Raw genomic sequence first — 16419 nt, 5'->3', positions numbered from 1 at the left:
ATTACAAACATGCTAATAGGAGGTACGAGATGAGGAAAGTAGAGCATGCCATCCAGGATGCCTATCCTGATGATTTTTCCTGGTGCTATGGATGTGGGCGTTTAAATAAAGATGGCCATCATTTCCGGACAGGCTGGGAAGGGGATCAGACGATAACCCTATACACTCCAAGGCCAGAACATAAAGCCATTCCAGGCTACGTCTATGGTGGGATTATCGCTTCATTGATAGACTGTCATGGCACAGGTTCTGCCTCACTAGCTTTACATCGGAAAAATGGACACGAACCCGGGGACGGGACAGAAGCGCCAAGGTTTGTGACCGCATCGCTTGAAATTAAGTATAGGAAGCCTACCCCGCAGGAAGTACCATTACGGGCAATTGGAAAAGTGGAAGAAATACATCCTAAAAAGTTCAAGGTAGTTACGGAAGTATATGCGGAGAATGTTTGTTGTGCAGAAGGGGAAGTAATTGCTGCACTTATGCCGGATACTTTCGGACAAGAAAAACAGTCTTAATATGCATTTATCATAGAAAATGAATAAGCAGAAAAAATCGTGGAGGTAGTTATGATGGAATATTCTTTTAAACCTTCTTATCAACTCAAGAATTTCTTTGAAGAAAACAGCCAATTATTTGAAAACACTTTATTAACCGAGGCGGTTAATGTAAAGGATAAAATTAACGAAATCCTCCAGGTCGGGAACATTGACCTTGTCAATAACGCCCATAAGCTGGTCGTATATATTATCGACGGCGAAGATGAGAATCTGAAAAAATTCGCTGAACAGGAAGGCATTGCCTGGGCCACACATTCCATGGCATTATCCTTTAAACTGGAGTGGGTGCAGGCAATCCGCCGTACGATCTGGTATTTTATCGAAAAGTACTATGAATTTACGGGCCAAAGTAAAATCGCCGACTTTTTTCGGCTGGAAAAAGAAATAAATAATCGGGTTGATACATTTTTGAACACCTTCTTTATCCGATATTCTACATACAAGGATTCCTTGTTGCATGCCCAGAGAGAATTGGTGGAAAATTTATCTGTACCTATCATTCCGATCAATCCGTCCGTTTGTATCCTGCCATTGATCGGTGCGGTTGATACGCATCGTGCAGAAATTCTGGAGGAGAAAGTGCTGACGGAAGTTGCTGAGTTAAGAATCCAGACCTTGATCATGGATCTTTCTGGTATTGCCACGATGGAGAGGGCAATTATTGGAGATTTGATGAAAATTATCGATGGTATATCCATGATGGGATGTAATACGGTTATTACAGGATTAAGAAAGGAAATTGTCCGGGAGATGACCAATGCTGATATGCAATTTAATAAAGACACCAAAACACTTGGCACCCTTCAACAGGCACTGAGTGAATACTTTGTTTCCCCTGGGCCTGAATCCTCTGAGATTATCTTATAAAATCTGCCTGCAAATTTTCGGGAGAAGGAAGGTAAATGGCAATGAATTTCTTAAGCAAGTTTGTGGAGCAGTTTAAGAAGCCTGCAGGATGTATGGGTAGACTTGCCGGTCTCTTAATGGCGGGAGAGCCAGCCAAAAGCGTTTGGACGGTTTCCTTACTGAACCTTAGAAAAGATGATTGGGCATTAGAGGTCGGTTTCGGTCCGGGAAGAGCAATTGAATCGTTATCCCGGACCATTACAGAGGGCAGAATCGTTGGAATTGATATATCTTCAGTTATGTTAAGACAGGCGAAAAAAAGAAATAAGGAAGCTATCGAGAATGGAGTAGTGGATTTAATTCTAGCTGATGTATCTTCTCCGCCGCCATTTAAAAGGAAGTTTGACCACATTCTCTCCATCAATAACATCATGTTTTGGGAAGAGCCTGTGGATTCATTAAAAAAATTACAGAAGTTATTGAAGCCAGAAGGAAAAATTGCCATTACCGTCCAGCCCAGAATGCGAGGAGCCGATCAGAATACCGTAAAAGAATTTGGCCAGCAAATTAAAGAAAATTTACAAGCTGCCGGCTATCGCAACATTCACACGCACATCAGACAGATGAAACCAGTAAACTGTGTTTGCGTAACCGCCACAATTTAGCTGCCTCTAAGGAGATGGATTATGCGAAGCAGACCTATTATCGGAATCACGATGGGGGACGGAGCTGGTGTTGGCCCGGAAATCATCATCAAAAGCTTGCAAAATAGACGATATAGCAGTGATTGTATCCCTGTTGTCATTGGGGATTTGAAAATCCTGAAGCGAGCTGCAGACATTATGGTAACAGACATTTTATTTAGACAGGTCCATAAAACCGATGCTATTGCCAGTCTGGGAAGTAACCAAGAGATACTCTGCTATGATCTGAACCTCCTTCCTGAGGATCTTTCATTCGGAGAAGTATCAGCAGAGGCAGGTCATGCAGCTTATGAATATTTAAAGACGGCAATAGAGCTTGCGAATGAGGGCAGAATTGATGCCATTGTCACCGCTCCTATTAATAAAACGGCACTTCATAAAGGAGGTCATCCATACCCTGGTCATACGGAGATCCTGGCCGAACTTACTGGTACAGAGAGCTATGCCATGATGCTTTCCTCGCCAAAGTTGAAGGTCATTCACGTTACGACACATGTTGGCCTTAGAGAAGCCATTGATCTCATTGCACCAGACAGAGTCTATCAGGTTATCAAAATGGCACATCATACCCTCTTGAAATCAGGTATTCCAAAGCCAAAAATTGCTGTTTGCGGTATAAATCCCCATGCAGGAGAAAATGGTCTGTTCGGCTATGGAGAAGAAGAGGAGAAAATTATTCCTGCTGTTAGTCGTGCCCAGGAAGAGGGGATGGATGTCTCTGGGCCGCTGCCTGCAGATACACTCTTTTTTCGGGCTGTACGTGGAGATTTTGATATTGTCGTGGCTATGTATCATGATCAGGGGCACGGTCCGATTAAAGTTCTCGGGCTGGACGAGGGGGTCAATATCACTGCTGGGCTACCAATCATTCGCACCAGTGTGGACCACGGCACCGCATTTGACATTGCCGGAAAAGGGACAGCTGATGAGAAGAGTATGTTGGAAGCCATTCGGCAGGCGGTAGAACTGACTTAAACATTTATATGAAAAAAAGACTGACCATTAATAAGGCTGCTGTAAAAACGGAAGGTTTAGAAAAGGTATGATTTTAAAAAAGGTCTGGATGGATTTTTATTCCCATTCAGACCTTTTTGTCTTAATCTAAGCTTTTAATAAAAATAAATGGTGATGGTTAACTATATAACGGGCTGCATCCAGCTCAACCGCTTATCCCTCGAAGTCTTATCTTGACCCAGAAGGCTTGAGGCCGTGCCCGCGGCAAGCATCTCCCGGCAAGCGGTTCGTAAGCATCAACAACAAGCATCAATGGAGCCGGTTATCCTTTGAATTTTAATAAATCTTTGTTCAGATGAAGCATTTCCTCGATGGTGGAAGGGTCAACCGGTTTGCTGAAATAATATCCTTGTACTTTGGTGATGCTGTTTCCAACAATAAAGTCTAGCTGTTCTTCTGTTTCTACGCCTTCGGTGACGATATCGATTTTGAGTTCGTTCAAAATTCTGTAGATACCTGCCAGGAGACTTGCATCAAAGGAATCTTCCGGAATACGTTGAATGAAACTGCGATCGATCTTGATGCTGTCTACTGGCAGGTCTCTCAAACCGTACAGCGAGGATGTTCCGACGCCAAAATCGTCGATGGCTACACGTACTCCGCGTTGTTGAAGGGCCCGTATGAAATAAACGATATCGTCATTGTAAGTTGCTACATCGCTTTCCGTGATTTCGATATACAGACAATCTGGCGGGAAACGGAATTCTGACAATGATTCATCGAGTACATCTAAGAAATCTTCAGCATATTTAAGTTGAACTTTGGAGAAGTTGATCGATAATGAAAGAGGCTGATGGAATTGATCCCTCCACTCACTCATCTGTTTTAGTCCTTCCCTCAACACCCAGATGCCTACTTCATGAATGCAACCATTTTCCTCCATTAGTGGTATGAATGTATCTGGTGGGATAGTACCTTTGTCAGGATGATCCCAGCGCAGGAGTGCTTCTAAACCACCCATCTGATGGCTTTCACTGCTATATATAGGTTGGTAAACAAGTCGAAGTTGGTTTTTCTCCAGGGCAAAATGCACTTCATTTTTTAATAGTGTCAACTGGTTGTATTGACTTTCACTTGATAGTTCATGGTAGTAGACAAACTTGTTTTTGCCGTTGGTTTTCGCTTCATACATCGCCATGTCCGCATATTTGAGCAGTGTAAACAGTGATTCGCCGTCTGTCGGGTAAATGCTGACCCCAATACTGGCTGATATATATGTTTTGATATGGCCGAGTGCATATTCGCTATTAAGAAGTTCCCTGACTTCGTCAATCGTTTCATTTAAACTATCAAAATCATTGTAAGTGGTGACCACCACGAACTCATCCCCGCCAATCCGGGAAATAATCACTTTTTTTTCTGAAAAGTAATTCCTCAATCGTTCAGCTACATGAGTGAGGAGTACATCTCCTACCTCATGTCCCCACGTGTCATTCACCCTTTTGAAGCCATCCAGATCAAAAAAAAGAATGGCGGTGTTTTTCTGTGTGCTTTTAACAAAGCGCGGAAATTCCTGATAAAGGTAGAATCGATTGGATAACTGAGTCAGCTGGTCATAATAGGCCATTTTCAAAACCTTGCCATGGGTTGTTTCCAGAGTAGTCAGCATGGAGTTGATGGAACTCTCTAAATCTCTTATCTCTTTGTTGATTCTACGGCTGATGGATACTCTTGAAGAAAAATTATCGTCGAATTGAATACTTTTCATTTGCTTCGACAATTGACTGACAGGATTGATGGCGAAATACTTGAAAATTACAAACAGCAACATTGAAAGAGTGCATAGACCAAGGGTAAGAAACAACATCTGTACCCCTAAACCTGATACTCTCTCATGGTAAAAAGTTCTGTTCCCGGTAATTGCCAGTTGAAGGACGGAGTTATCGGATCCTCCTTGAAGTTGCATACCGCCCCTCAGAGTGTTTGGTCCGGTCACTTTCACGGAGTTTATGGCTGCCTCAGGAGAAATGGCCAGGTTTATGGACAGCGATTCTTCAATTTGTTCAATGTAGGCGTCATTCATCATCCTACCCATTACAAGCACTCCTGAATTACCCTCTTCCGTGCCGTCACTTCTAGCGACATTGTAGGTGCTCAGCATTAACATTTTGCCGTTGTTACTTTGAAAAAAAGTTCTGTTTTTACCGTCGTTTTTCTGGATCTCAGTTATCAGTCCCTCTAAAAAGGAGGGTTCAATTTCCAGCTTTTCATCTTGCGCGAATTGGTAACCTTTTTGATGGATCACTTCATATTGATCGCTTAAAAATAACATGTATTGAATTTGGTTATTGGAAAATGTATCGTCTCCTAAGTTTGAAATGATGTAGCTTTCATCCCCTTCATTGATAAAACTGTAAGTGTCATCCCAGACGGCCCAATCCCGGCTAAGGCGTAAGAGGTTATCTTTTTCCAATTCAATATAATTTTCTACTCGAGTGATGTTTTCCTGTAATGACTTCTTGTCGAACCGATTCGCTTCATCCAGTAGTTGCGGCCTTATAACAAAATATAAAAATGATAGAAATAGTGCAGTAAATACTCCTATCACGATAAAAGCCTGTGTTTGTACTTTCACACTGGGCACCTTCTTTATTTGTAGTAATTTATATATCGGCTGAAAAAATAATACTTTTGAGTTTTTGTCAGACTACTTCTTTACAAAGAACAATCTCAAATTTTCAGAAAACGGCCGTAAAAAGGTTGTCGAAAAAGAAATTTTATAAGTAGAGGAAGGGGGTGAGTAAATGCGCATAAAGCCACTGATATATATTTTTGTAGTGGTGTTGGCGGTATTTTTCATTCCAAATGATATATTTGCGAACAAGGGAAAAATTCCTGATGAGGTTTCCCCACAGACTAATGCCAAGAAGGGGCAGCCTCATCCCATTGAAGAAGAACTTTCTGATCAGACAAAGGAAATCGCAGAAACGGTCAGAAAGGGAGCACCCGGTAAAACGCCTGAAGAACAGAAGCCAGTCCAAAAAGGGCTGGAAAAAGCAGCATCGGTAAACCGCAAATCTGAAGCAGACAAACTACCGGCACAGGCAAGTAATAAAGCTGAAGAAAAGGTGGAAAAGGCACGAAATAGCTTGAACAAAAAAGCGCCAGCAAAAAATCGCCATTACAAGAAAACAGCTGAAAAACCTGCGAAGAAAGGTCTTTCGGAAAAGAAAGCCGAAAATAATCCTTCGTCTGCTGGAAAGATGCTTAACAATAAAAAACAGAACAAGGCCGATAACACTGAAATTGCGGCTGACACTAAAAAGCGTGTACAGGATTATGAATCACAAGAGAAGACTGGTGACCAAAAACATAAGAGACGGAAAACCACAACTGAGGCGGATGAAGCACAACAGGGTGATGAATTGGCTAACTTGCCAAAAGATAAAAGCCAAAAGGAATCCGACCGGGAAAGACAGCAACAACCCTATCCAAATCCCCAGAAAACGCCAATTGCTCAGATACATAGAACTGGATTATATTCTGCTCCATCGCCTGTATCTGCAGGAAGTGGCGATACTGGGGGGCAAACCACTACGACGTTGTTTTGGAAGGGTAGTCTGCCTGGAAATTCCACGGTTCTTACTCCCCAGTCGCAAATTATCGAATTCCGATCCGAATTTATTCGTGATCAATGGGTGAATGCCCCTCCGGCACAACCGCCACAAGCAGCTTCTTAATTTTAATCAGATGAAGATCAACAAAAATTAAAATTAAGGAGCGAATAAACCATGAAAAACGTTTGGGTGAAATCACTAGTAATTGCAGGGACATTGACTTTTGGAGCATTCGCAGGTGTACAATCGACAGAGGCAGCATCTTCCCAAGGTAAAAAAGTTGTCCAAGTAGAAGTACAAGCGGAAGCTAAACAAGATAAAACCAAAAAAGCCAAAGGTGCAGCAAATGCCAGTGCAGTTGCAAAATCACATGCGAATGAAAATTCAGTAGTAGCTGCCGCAGCTAAAGAAGAAGCAAGTGATGTAGAAGCAGACCAAAAAGAAGCGAAAACAAACAAATCCAAAACTAATAAAGCTAAGTCACAGGCTTCAGAGAATGCCAGTGCAACAGCAAAAGCAAACGCATCCGAAAACTCTGCAGTCCTGGCAGTAGAAGAAGAAGCGACAGCAGAGCAAAAGACTGATGTAGAAGAAGAAACTATTGAAGAAGCTGCAGAAACAAAAGAAGAAGTCACAGAAGAAAAAGAGGAAGCAACGAAAGAAGTAACAGAAGAAGTAGAAAAGACAGAAGAAAAAGCTAAAGACGCAGTAGAAGAAGAAGTCCACAAATCTCTAGAAAACAAAGTCAATTCTCAAGCGGCAGAGAATGCCAGCGCAACAGCAAAAGCAAACGCATCCGAAAACTCTGCAGTTTTGGCAGTAAAAGAAGAAGTGGCAGCAGAGCAAAAGACTGAAGTAGAAGAAGAAACTACGGAAGAAATTGCAGAAACAAAAGAAGAAGTAACAGAAGAAACAGATGAAACAACAGAGGACACAACAGAAGAGGTAGAAAGTACAGATGAAGACGTTACTGTAATTTCATTGGATGAAGTACTATAAAACAAAGCGCCCGGCTATTGGGGGTTGTTCAGGCTGTCGAGGTTTTCTCGACAGCCATTTTTTTATTGTCTGGGGAGATGGATGGTTGTGGTAATTCTTTTGCGGAGGTTTTCCTCTATCTCCAGCGTCTACCCCCTCGAGGTCTTAAGCCGACCCTCTCTGTGACAAAGACCGCCACGGCGAGGATTGTCTTAAGCTTGTCGGGGGTGAGCAAGGCGCTTCCGCTTTTGTATCATCCAGCTCCAGCGCCTACCCCCTCGAGGTCTTAAGCCGACCCTCTCTGTGACAAAGACCGCCACGGCGAGGATTGTCTTAAGCTTGTCGGGGGTGAGCAAGGCGCTTCCGCTTTTGTTCTAAGGATAAAAAGGAAATTTACTGGAAGTTGTTTATCCTGATTTTTATAGGGAAAATTATTTGAAATTACTCGAACCAATCATACATAAAAGAGAAGGAGATGCGGCAAATGTTTCAATCGTTTGGAGATATCCCTAAGGAAAAGAGCATTGATAATAGTATTGCTTTGTTAAAGGAAGGCTACCGATTCATCCCAAACAGATGCCGCCAATATGGGACGGATATATTTCAAACCAGGCTGTTGGGAGAGAAAGTCCTCTGTATGAGTGGCGAAAAGGCTGCAGAGATATTTTATGATAAGGAGAAATTCCATCGTAAGGGGGCAGCTCCTAAAAGGATCCAGAAAACACTCTTTGGAGAAAATGCGATACAGTCCATGGATGGGAATTCCCATGAGCACAGGAAACTTTTATTCATGTCATTGATGACTCCTGACAAACTTGAGAGGCTTAGTCAAATCACAAATGTACTATGGCGTGAAAAAACTAGAGACTGGCAAGGGGCAGACAAAGTTGTTTTATTTGAGGAAACCAAACAGTTATTGTGCAAGGCTGCCTGCAAATGGGCTGGTGTGCCTCTACAAGAGGAGGAAGTGAAACAACGGGCAGATGATTTTTGGAAAATGGTCGATGCTTTCGGTGCTGTTGGTCCGAGGCACTGGCAAGGCAGAAGCGCACGGAAACGAGGAGAAAAGTGGATCCAATCTGTCATTGAACAAATTCGTGCAGGAAAACTGGATGTAAATGAAGGTACAGCTGCTTATGCGATGGCCTTTCATCGTGATATCGCAGGAAAACAGATGGATTCCCATATGGCTGCAGTAGAATTGATTAACGTGCTGCGACCGATTGTCGCTATTACGGATTATATTGCATTCAGTGTGGTTGCCTTAACTGACCATCCGGAATATCAGGAAAAAATCAAAAATGCAGATGACGAATTTTATCAATGGTTTGTCCAGGAAGTAAGGAGATATTATCCATTTGGGCCATTTCTAGGGGCTCGTGTCAGGCGCAGTTTTATCTGGAATGAAGTAAAATTTCATGAAGGAACACTAGTATTGATGGACGTTTATGGGACCAATCATGATTCTCGTTTATGGGAGAACCCCGAGAAATTCCATCCTGAACGTTTCAAGGAATGGACTGGCGGAATGTTTGACCTGATTCCACAAGGCGGCGGGGATTATTATAAAAACCATCGCTGTCCCGGCGAATGGATCACTATTCAGGTCATGAAAGATAGTCTGGGTTTTCTTGTTAACAAAGTGAATTTTGAACTTCCTGAACAGGATCTGAATTACAGCCTCGTCAGGATGCCATCCCTTCCCCAAAGTGGTGTTATATTGACCAATATAAGCTCAGCTTGATCCAAATTGGCCAGTCCTTTCCGACAAGAAACAGGAGAGGGCTTTTTTTCGTTTAGTAAAATTACCTGACAGCCTCTCTTTTCCAAGTTTATAAAATAACAAGCTCACGGGTGAATGCGAGTTTCTAATAACTAAATAAAATCCTTCTCTTTAGATTGGCCAACGTTGAAGTATATAATTACATATGGTTATATTATGGATGGTGCCATAATGAGCGAGAGGAGGCGGTGCTCGCGTCAAGCATCCGCCGGCAGTAATACCACCATAGCACCTCTGTGTAGTGAATAAGGCGCTTCCGGCTTCATTCCTGTCATAAAAAAAGAGGAGACTTCGAATAGGTATTGGGGCACGTCCATCGCTAATTAACCCGCCTGTAAAAAATAACCTGGCAGATCTTTATTTTTGAAAACGCTTTATTTATGTCATAATGGTGGGTGGCACAAAATTTTATACTTTGGAGGGAGAATAGTGGGAAAAAAACATCAAGAAGAAGTCATTGATGAAGCAGTAGGACAAAAAAAAGTAAACAAACTAGAATTCAGAGGTGGAGTTTTTACCGCGACAATTCCCCTTATCTTCTTTATCATTTGGGCGATAGTACTCAGTGTCACTAAGCTGGTAACTGAGGAAGCTTTAGTCCTTGGTATGGTAATCGGTGTGGCAATCGGATTGTTTTTCTGTAAATCAAAATGGTCTGATTACGCTCAGAGTCTGTTCTCTGGAATGGCACAGCCGATCGGTGTCATTGCTGTCATCGCCTGGTTTTGGGCGGGGATGTTTGCGAAGCTGTTATCAGCTGGAGGACTTGTCGAAGGTTTAATCTGGTTTGGATTTCAGACAGGTATTGAAGGCGGTGCCTTTGTCGGATTGACCTTTATCCTTTCCGCGTTGTTCGCTACAGCAGTTGGTACCGGCTACGGGACTGTTGCTACATTCGGTATTCTTATGTATCCGGCAGGTGTCATTCTCGGCGCAGATCCTGTTATATTGCTGGCAGCGATTCTAAGTGGCGCGGTCTTTGGGGACAACCTGGCACCAGTTTCTGATACAACGATTGTATCCGCTACGACACAGGAGGCTGACGTTCCTGGAGTCGTTCGTTCTCGTTTTAAATACTCCATCACAGCCGCAATTCCGGCACTTATTCTATTTATTCTTGTTGGTGGAGGAGGCAACGGTGGTAACCAGCAGGCACTTGCTGAGATAAAGAGTCAGGTGTCTGCAAATGGTTTATTGATGCTGGTACCGTTTATCCTGGTGCTATATCTGGCACTTTCCGGCCAGCATTTATTGACATCATTGACATGGGGAATACTGGCCTCGATTGTATTCATCTTTTTGTCAGGGACCAGCCTGACTGAGGTGCTGCATGTCTATCGTAATGATGCAGGAGAAGCTGTTATAGAAGGTGCTCTGATGAGTGGTATCGGCGGATATTTTAATATGGCAATCTTAATCCTGTTCATTCTTGCGGCCGCGCATTTAATGGAGGTTGCAGGGACAATGGAGGTTATCAAGAACTTCTTTCTCGGCATCATCAAAAATGTTGTCCGCAGGGCTGAGTTGTCCATTTACGGTATCGTCGCTTTCTTGAACATTTTCATTACCATCAATACAGCAGCAGAAATTGCGGCTGCACCATTTGTCAGAAAGCTGGGTAAGGAAATGAATATCCACCCTTACCGTAGAGCTAACTTTCTTGATACAGTTACATCTTCACTAGGATACATTTTCCCATGGAGCGGGGGTGTACTCCTAGCTTGGGCAACTATCAAGGGTGCTGCAGATGAATATGAATTCTTGCCCGTTGTCAGCCCGACAGAAGTATTTCCGTTTGTCTTCCAAGGCTGGGGACTGCTGACTGTTATGCTGATTGCTGCCTTAACAGGCTGGGGATTACGCTATAGTGGCAAAAATGGGGAGGAAATCAAGCCAAAAGATTACAAAGCATAAATACAACCGGTTATCCTGTCACAAAAAAGTGGCAGGATAACTTTTTTTTGCAAAAAGTTTTTCGTCGTAGTGAAAGTGTTAAAGTTGCCAGTATAAGAATACGAATACATTCACGCAGGGTCGAGTGAATGCGAGTTTTTCTAATGTAGCCTGGTAAAGCAGCTTGTGGTATGATATCCAGGTGAAATAAGAAAAAGTAGGTGCAATCATGAAAAATGGAGTAATAACTGCTGGGTTTTATGTGACTGGATTGATTTTTCTATCCTTTGGCATCAGTCTGATGATTTTGGCGGATCTTGGCGTTGGTCCTTGGGATGCTTTTTTTGTCGGACTCAAATTGAACCTGGGCTTGACTGTCGGTACGTGGATGTTTATCGGCGGCTTTATATTAATTTTAATCAATGCTTTTCTTTTAGATAAGAAACCGGACTTTTCAGCTATCATTACGATTTTTATGATTGGTATTTTCATTGACTTTTGGCTGCTGATTGTTTTTGCAGACATTAATGAATTACTCCTTCCTATGAGAATTTCGTTGCTGCTAGGCGGAATCGTTATCATTGCCAGCGGGATCTCTTTATATCTTCAGGCAAATTATGCACGGAACCCGATTGATAATTTGATGATGGCCGTCCAGTTCCGAACGGGAAAAAGCCTTTCTTTTTCGAAGACAGTAATAGAGGTATCTATCATGATAGTTGCCATTATAATCGGTGGGCCGATTGGTGTAGGTACGGTAATTGTAGCTTTTGCCATCGGTCCGCTCATCCAAATGTTCTACAAGCCGGTATCACGGTTTAAAGCACGATTGGCTTCATAATCGATTGTCTTTGTTAGAATGTAGGTATGACCAATGGAAAGGAGCATTCTATCATGGGACAATCGATTAAAGGCAAGGTTGCTTTCATAACCGGAGGAGCCAGAGGTATCGGACGTGCAACAGCACTTGCTCTAGCTGAAGAAGGAGTAAATGTGGGGCTCTTGGCAACTACTGAAACCACTCTGAGAGAAGTGGCGGAAGAGGCTGAACAGCATGGCATCTCAGCAGCCTATGCTGCCGCTGATGTTTCCTCTCCTGAAGAAGTGGAACAGGCTATTGAAAAGTTGACTGATAGCTTGGGACCAGCAGATATTCTGATTAACAATGCAGGAATTGGCACCTATGGTTCCTTCTTGGAAATTGAACCTGAGGATTGGAAGCGGGTTATCGATGTTAATCTGATGGGTGTTTATTACGTAACACGGCAGGTCCTTCCTCAACTTATTAAGAAAAACGGCGGTGATATCATCAATATATCATCGAGTTCCGGGTTGAAAGGAACAGCTGGTTCCAGTGCTTACAGCGCTTCGAAATTCGGGCTGCTCGGACTTACAGAATCCCTGATGCAGGAAGTGAGGAAGCATAATATCCGTGTATTCGCCTTGACACCGAGCATGGTAGCGACAGAGCTTACCAATAAAGGTAACCCTACAGAAGAAGAGAAAGAGAAATACATGCAGCCGGAAGACTTGGCAGAATATATGGTAGCTCAATTAAAGCTGCACCCGCGTATCTTTATAAAAACTTCTGCCCAATGGGCAACTAATCCATTTTAATCTAGAGTTCCCCGGGAGAACCAATATTTGGTTCTCCCGGGGAACTCTTTCATATGGACATGCAATTTCCCTATTTTTTATTGGACCTGGGGCATCCACCTTTCCCTAGCTTATCCCGCTTTCATAGTTTATAGGAAAAGCTTTAGGAAGGCGGGATAAGAGATGTTTGGTTACTCCATGGTACAGATGGTCAGAAATCATGCAAATAAGCTTGAGAAACCCCTGAGGGACGAAATACTGCATATATATCGACCCTTTAAGTGGACCCCTTGTTTCATGCATCGCATGGTGGAAAGATACGTAAAGAAAAATAAGAAGCTGTCAGTCATTATAGAGTTTGAAGAATATTATTATGAAGCTGATTGTATAAAGGTCCATGAAATCATGGAACGACATTCGAAGTGTAAGGTAAGGCATGACTTCTCCAGGGTTTGTTGCTGCAGTGCCGAAGTAAGTCTCAGTGGTCTTGAGGATATGCTGGAAAACTGCACACACATACGTAAGGTATATTTGAACAGGGAGGTCCGAACTTGCCTGGATGTAGCAGTTGGATCAGCCCGTGCTCAAAACATAGTTCGTAAAGGAAAGACTCTTACAGGTAAGGGAACGACCATAGCTATCATTGATACAGGCATTCACCCCCATCAAGATTTAGAAGGGCGGATCACCGGATTTGTCGATTTCGTTAATGATCGGGTAACACCGTATGATGACAATGGGCATGGTACCCACTGTGCAGGTGATGCAGCAGGAAATGGGCAGGCTTCCCGAGGTAAATATCGTGGTCCAGCACCAGAGGCAAATGTTGTCGGAGTCAAAGTGCTGGACAAAATGGGAGCTGGTTCTCTGGAAACCGTCATGAAAGGCGTAGAATGGTGTATACAGCATAATACAGATAATCCGGATGTTCGAATTGATATTATCAGCATGTCATTGGGCAGTTCCCCGCAAACATTTTCTGATGAAAATGAAGATCCGATGGTTAAAATTGTAGAGGCAGCCTGGGCGGAAGGTATTGTTGTTTGTGCAGCTGCCGGGAATGAGGGCCCCGAACCTAAAACGATCGCAAGTCCTGGACTCAGCGACAAGGTGATAACAGTAGGAGCCTATCATGATCAGGGTACTGCAGATGAGAGGACAGACGATGAAGTCGCGAAATTTTCAAGCAGGGGACCAACCATCTATGCAGTAGTAAAGCCTGACATCCTGGCTCCAGGCGTTGACATCACCTCTTTAAGATCTCCGGGATCATTTATTGATAAAGCGCAGAAAATGAACAGAGTAGAGGAAAATTATTTTACCATGTCAGGGACATCGATGGCGACACCGATTTGTGCAGGAGTAATCGCATTAATGAAGGAGGCGGACCCTGTGGCATCCCCTGACATAATTAAATCCAGATTGTTAAAAGGTGCCGACCGCAAAAGTGGAATGGACCCTAATATCTACGGACATGGGTATCTCAATGCAGAAAAGTCCATTTGAAGTAAAAAAAACAGGCCACCCCGGGACATCCAAATACTGGATGTCCCGGGGTGGCCTTTATTTGTAGTAGTCGCTATTTTTCTGCTGATTGTTGTTCGATTGCTTTTGCATTTTCGTCAAGGAAGCGCAAGAGGTCACCGTATACGACTTTATCTGAAAGACTTAGTTCTTTTTGTGCTTTTTCTTTTAGTGGTTTACAGACAGAGGTTTTGATTTCTTTCTCTGTTTGCTTGTCGTAACAGATATTCTCTTTTCCTGCGTATACATACTCATCTGTGATGACACTTCCATCACGGAAAATTGCGATATCTTTACGGTCTTCTGCTAGAAGGTCAGTACCAAACTGGACATCATTTGGTGTCTCGACCCCAAGCAAGTGAAGAATTGTCGGTTTCAAATCAATTTGACTTCCGACTGTTTTCATTTCCTTCCCGTCAAGTCCCGGGGCATGGATGATCAGCGGCACTTGCTGCAACTGTTTTTCTTCGAAAGGACGGATTTCTTCACCCATGATTTTAGACATGGCTTTATTATGGTTGGTAGAGATACCATAGTGGTCACCATAGAAAACAAAGATTGTGTCTTTATATTCGCCAGCTTCTTTCATATCCTGGAAGAATTGTTTCAAGGCCTCATCCATATAGCGTGCTGTCTGGAAATAACGATCGACAGTACCATCACCTGTGTTGGCTGGTTCTATCATAATATCTTCTTTATCGTTTAGTACAAACGGATAATGGTGTGTCAGCGTAATGAACCTGGTGTAGTATGGTTCTTCTAAATTCTTGATTTTTGGAATGGATTGTTCAAAGAATGGAATATCTTTCAATCCATAGTTTACGGAATTCTCTGGTGTAACGTTATAATCTTTTTCAGAAAAGAAGTGATCATAACCAAGCGACTTGTACATCACATCACGGTTCCAGAAACTATCGTTGTTTCCGTGGAATACAGCTGATGTGTATCCTTTTTCCCCTAAGATTTCAGGGGTGGCGTTGTATTCATTACCAGAGTTAGTTGTAAACACAGCTCCACGCGGTAAACCGTAGAGAGAATTGTCGACGATAAACTCAGAATCAGATGTTTTACCTTGCCCTGTATTATGGTAGAAATTGCTGAAATACAGGCTGTTTTCATCTTTTACGAGATCATTCAGGAATGGTGTCACTTCTTGTCCATTCAATTTATAATCAATAACGAAATTTTGTAGAGATTCCATGGAAACAAGTACGACATTTTTTCCTTCTGCTGCACCGAAGTACTTGTCAGACTTGCCTTTTTCAGCATTCGTATAGTGCTGTACTTCAGAGAGCTCGCTGCTTTCAGCAAACGCTCTATGCGTTTGTGTTTTAGCAGTCATAACGCCATCATAGACGTGGAAATTATAAATACCCAGCAGCTTTACGAGCATGGCACGGTCAAAAGTACGGGTAAGCAGTTCCGGACGTTCTGCTTCTGCAAGGCTCAAGTTAATGGTCATGGAAAGCAGGGCAGTAGCAAAAATGGCAGTCACTGTCCGTTTCTTCAGTGCCAATACTAAATGATTCTTTTGGATTTTCGCCCAAACGACTAGTGCGATGAAATCTACCCATAATAATAGATCAGTAAATCCCATCAATTCTTTGGCACTTCCACCTAGTTCCAGGAAGTTCTTATACTGCATCAATACCGGAATCGTGATGAAATCACTGAAAAAGCGGTAATAAACGGCATTTGCAAATAATACAAACGACATGATGAAGTATAAAGTCAAGAAAGCTTTGACTCTTCTTTTCTTGGAAAATAGGAAACTGAGTCCTAAGAAAAATAGAATCGAACCTAACGGTGTTAGGATCAGGATGATTTCCTGCATCGTATTTTCAATATCTAAAGAGAATGAGTATTTTAAAGTTAAATAGGTTTTTGCCCATAACAACAGAACAGCTGCGACAAAAAAGAATAACCCACTTCGGAACATTTTGTTGAATCTTTCATTCATTTTT

At 42.6% G+C, this 16419-nt stretch carries 13 protein-coding genes; 11 read left to right on the top strand and 2 right to left on the bottom strand.

Annotated features, from left to right (window positions below; genetic code table 11):
- The first annotated feature begins 29 nt into the window (after positions 1-29).
- Genes JOC33_RS04765 through pdxA form a run of 4 tightly spaced genes read left to right on the top strand, consistent with a single transcriptional unit; the run spans position 30 to position 3085 of the window.
- A complete protein-coding gene (locus JOC33_RS04765) occupies positions 30-518 on the top strand; it encodes a PaaI family thioesterase (protein ID WP_205091293.1) in 489 nt (162 codons plus the stop codon).
- A gap of 54 nt (positions 519-572) precedes the next feature.
- Positions 573-1427: an STAS domain-containing protein gene (locus JOC33_RS04760; protein ID WP_205091551.1), complete on the top strand. Its 855-nt coding sequence runs from the start codon at positions 573-575 to the stop codon at positions 1425-1427.
- A 35-nt stretch (positions 1428-1462) separates the two neighbouring features.
- Positions 1463-2071 carry a class I SAM-dependent methyltransferase gene (locus JOC33_RS04755; protein WP_239533973.1) on the top strand — a complete coding sequence of 203 codons (609 nt, stop codon included), beginning with the start codon at positions 1463-1465 and terminating at the stop codon, positions 2069-2071.
- A 21-nt stretch (positions 2072-2092) separates the two neighbouring features.
- Positions 2093-3085 (top strand): 4-hydroxythreonine-4-phosphate dehydrogenase PdxA, encoded by a 993-nt coding sequence (pdxA, locus tag JOC33_RS04750; RefSeq protein WP_205091292.1) that lies wholly within the window; start codon positions 2093-2095, stop codon positions 3083-3085.
- 301 nt (positions 3086-3386) lie between these two features.
- Here the strand turns inward: pdxA and JOC33_RS04745 are convergent, their stop codons facing one another.
- Positions 3387-5699, bottom strand: coding sequence for an EAL domain-containing protein (locus tag JOC33_RS04745; protein WP_205091291.1), 2313 nt, complete (start codon positions 5697-5699; stop codon positions 3387-3389).
- A gap of 169 nt (positions 5700-5868) precedes the next feature.
- Here JOC33_RS04745 and JOC33_RS04740 point away from each other — a divergent pair, with 169 nt between their 5' ends.
- From JOC33_RS04740 to JOC33_RS04710, 7 genes are all read left to right on the top strand, one after another.
- The gene (locus JOC33_RS04740; protein ID WP_205091290.1) at positions 5869-6804 is read left to right on the top strand and encodes a hypothetical protein; all 936 of its coding nucleotides are present in this window, start codon (positions 5869-5871) and stop codon (positions 6802-6804) included.
- Between the two features lie 51 nt (positions 6805-6855).
- Positions 6856-7680 (top strand): hypothetical protein, encoded by an 825-nt coding sequence (locus JOC33_RS04735; RefSeq protein WP_205091288.1) that lies wholly within the window; start codon positions 6856-6858, stop codon positions 7678-7680.
- A gap of 463 nt (positions 7681-8143) precedes the next feature.
- On the top strand, positions 8144-9403 hold the full coding sequence (locus JOC33_RS04730) for a CYP152 family fatty-acid peroxygenase CypC (protein WP_205091286.1): 1260 nt from the start codon (positions 8144-8146) through the stop codon (positions 9401-9403).
- A gap of 468 nt (positions 9404-9871) precedes the next feature.
- Positions 9872-11356 (top strand): Na+/H+ antiporter NhaC family protein, encoded by a 1485-nt coding sequence (locus JOC33_RS04725; RefSeq protein WP_205091284.1) that lies wholly within the window; start codon positions 9872-9874, stop codon positions 11354-11356.
- Between the two features lie 208 nt (positions 11357-11564).
- Positions 11565-12176, top strand: a complete 612-nt coding sequence (locus JOC33_RS04720; protein ID WP_205091282.1) for a YczE/YyaS/YitT family protein — start codon at positions 11565-11567, stop codon at positions 12174-12176.
- Positions 12177-12229: 53 nt separating this feature from the next.
- Entirely contained in the window at positions 12230-12952 is a 723-nt protein-coding gene (locus JOC33_RS04715; RefSeq protein ID WP_205091280.1) for a 3-ketoacyl-ACP reductase, read from the top strand.
- A gap of 162 nt (positions 12953-13114) precedes the next feature.
- Complete coding sequence (locus tag JOC33_RS04710; RefSeq protein ID WP_205091278.1) at positions 13115-14437, top strand: S8 family peptidase; 1323 nt, start codon at positions 13115-13117, stop codon at positions 14435-14437.
- 73 nt (positions 14438-14510) lie between these two features.
- On the opposite strand, the gene JOC33_RS04705 is transcribed toward JOC33_RS04710, so the two are convergent.
- Positions 14511-16415, bottom strand: coding sequence for an LTA synthase family protein (locus JOC33_RS04705; protein ID WP_205091277.1), 1905 nt, complete (start codon positions 16413-16415; stop codon positions 14511-14513).
- Between the last annotated feature and the right edge of the window lie 4 nt (positions 16416-16419).

The sequence above is a fragment of the Thalassobacillus pellis genome, from assembly GCF_016908295.1.
GTDB classification, from domain to species: domain Bacteria; phylum Bacillota; class Bacilli; order Bacillales; family Halobacillaceae; genus Thalassobacillus; species Thalassobacillus pellis.
This window is presented reverse-complemented; position numbering and strand designations above follow the sequence as displayed.

Bases quoted from the DNA above. Each gene is read 5' to 3' on its own strand.
- JOC33_RS04740 (WP_205091290.1), top strand. From the start codon at position 5,869: ATGCGCATAAAGCCACTGATATATATTTTTGTAGTGGTGTTGGCGGTA.
- JOC33_RS04715 (WP_205091280.1), top strand. From the start codon at position 12,230: ATGGGACAATCGATTAAAGGCAAGGTTGCTTTCATAACCGGAGGAGCC.
- JOC33_RS04755 (WP_239533973.1), top strand. From the start codon at position 1,463: ATGGCAATGAATTTCTTAAGCAAGTTTGTGGAGCAGTTTAAGAAGCCT.
- JOC33_RS04760 (WP_205091551.1), top strand. From the start codon at position 573: ATGGAATATTCTTTTAAACCTTCTTATCAACTCAAGAATTTCTTTGAA.
- pdxA (WP_205091292.1), top strand. From the start codon at position 2,093: ATGCGAAGCAGACCTATTATCGGAATCACGATGGGGGACGGAGCTGGT.
- JOC33_RS04710 (WP_205091278.1), top strand. From the start codon at position 13,115: ATGTTTGGTTACTCCATGGTACAGATGGTCAGAAATCATGCAAATAAG.
- JOC33_RS04765 (WP_205091293.1), top strand. From the start codon at position 30: ATGAGGAAAGTAGAGCATGCCATCCAGGATGCCTATCCTGATGATTTT.
- JOC33_RS04730 (WP_205091286.1), top strand. From the start codon at position 8,144: ATGTTTCAATCGTTTGGAGATATCCCTAAGGAAAAGAGCATTGATAAT.
- JOC33_RS04720 (WP_205091282.1), top strand. From the start codon at position 11,565: ATGAAAAATGGAGTAATAACTGCTGGGTTTTATGTGACTGGATTGATT.
- JOC33_RS04705 (WP_205091277.1), bottom strand. From the start codon at position 16,415: ATGAATGAAAGATTCAACAAAATGTTCCGAAGTGGGTTATTCTTTTTT.
- JOC33_RS04735 (WP_205091288.1), top strand. From the start codon at position 6,856: ATGAAAAACGTTTGGGTGAAATCACTAGTAATTGCAGGGACATTGACT.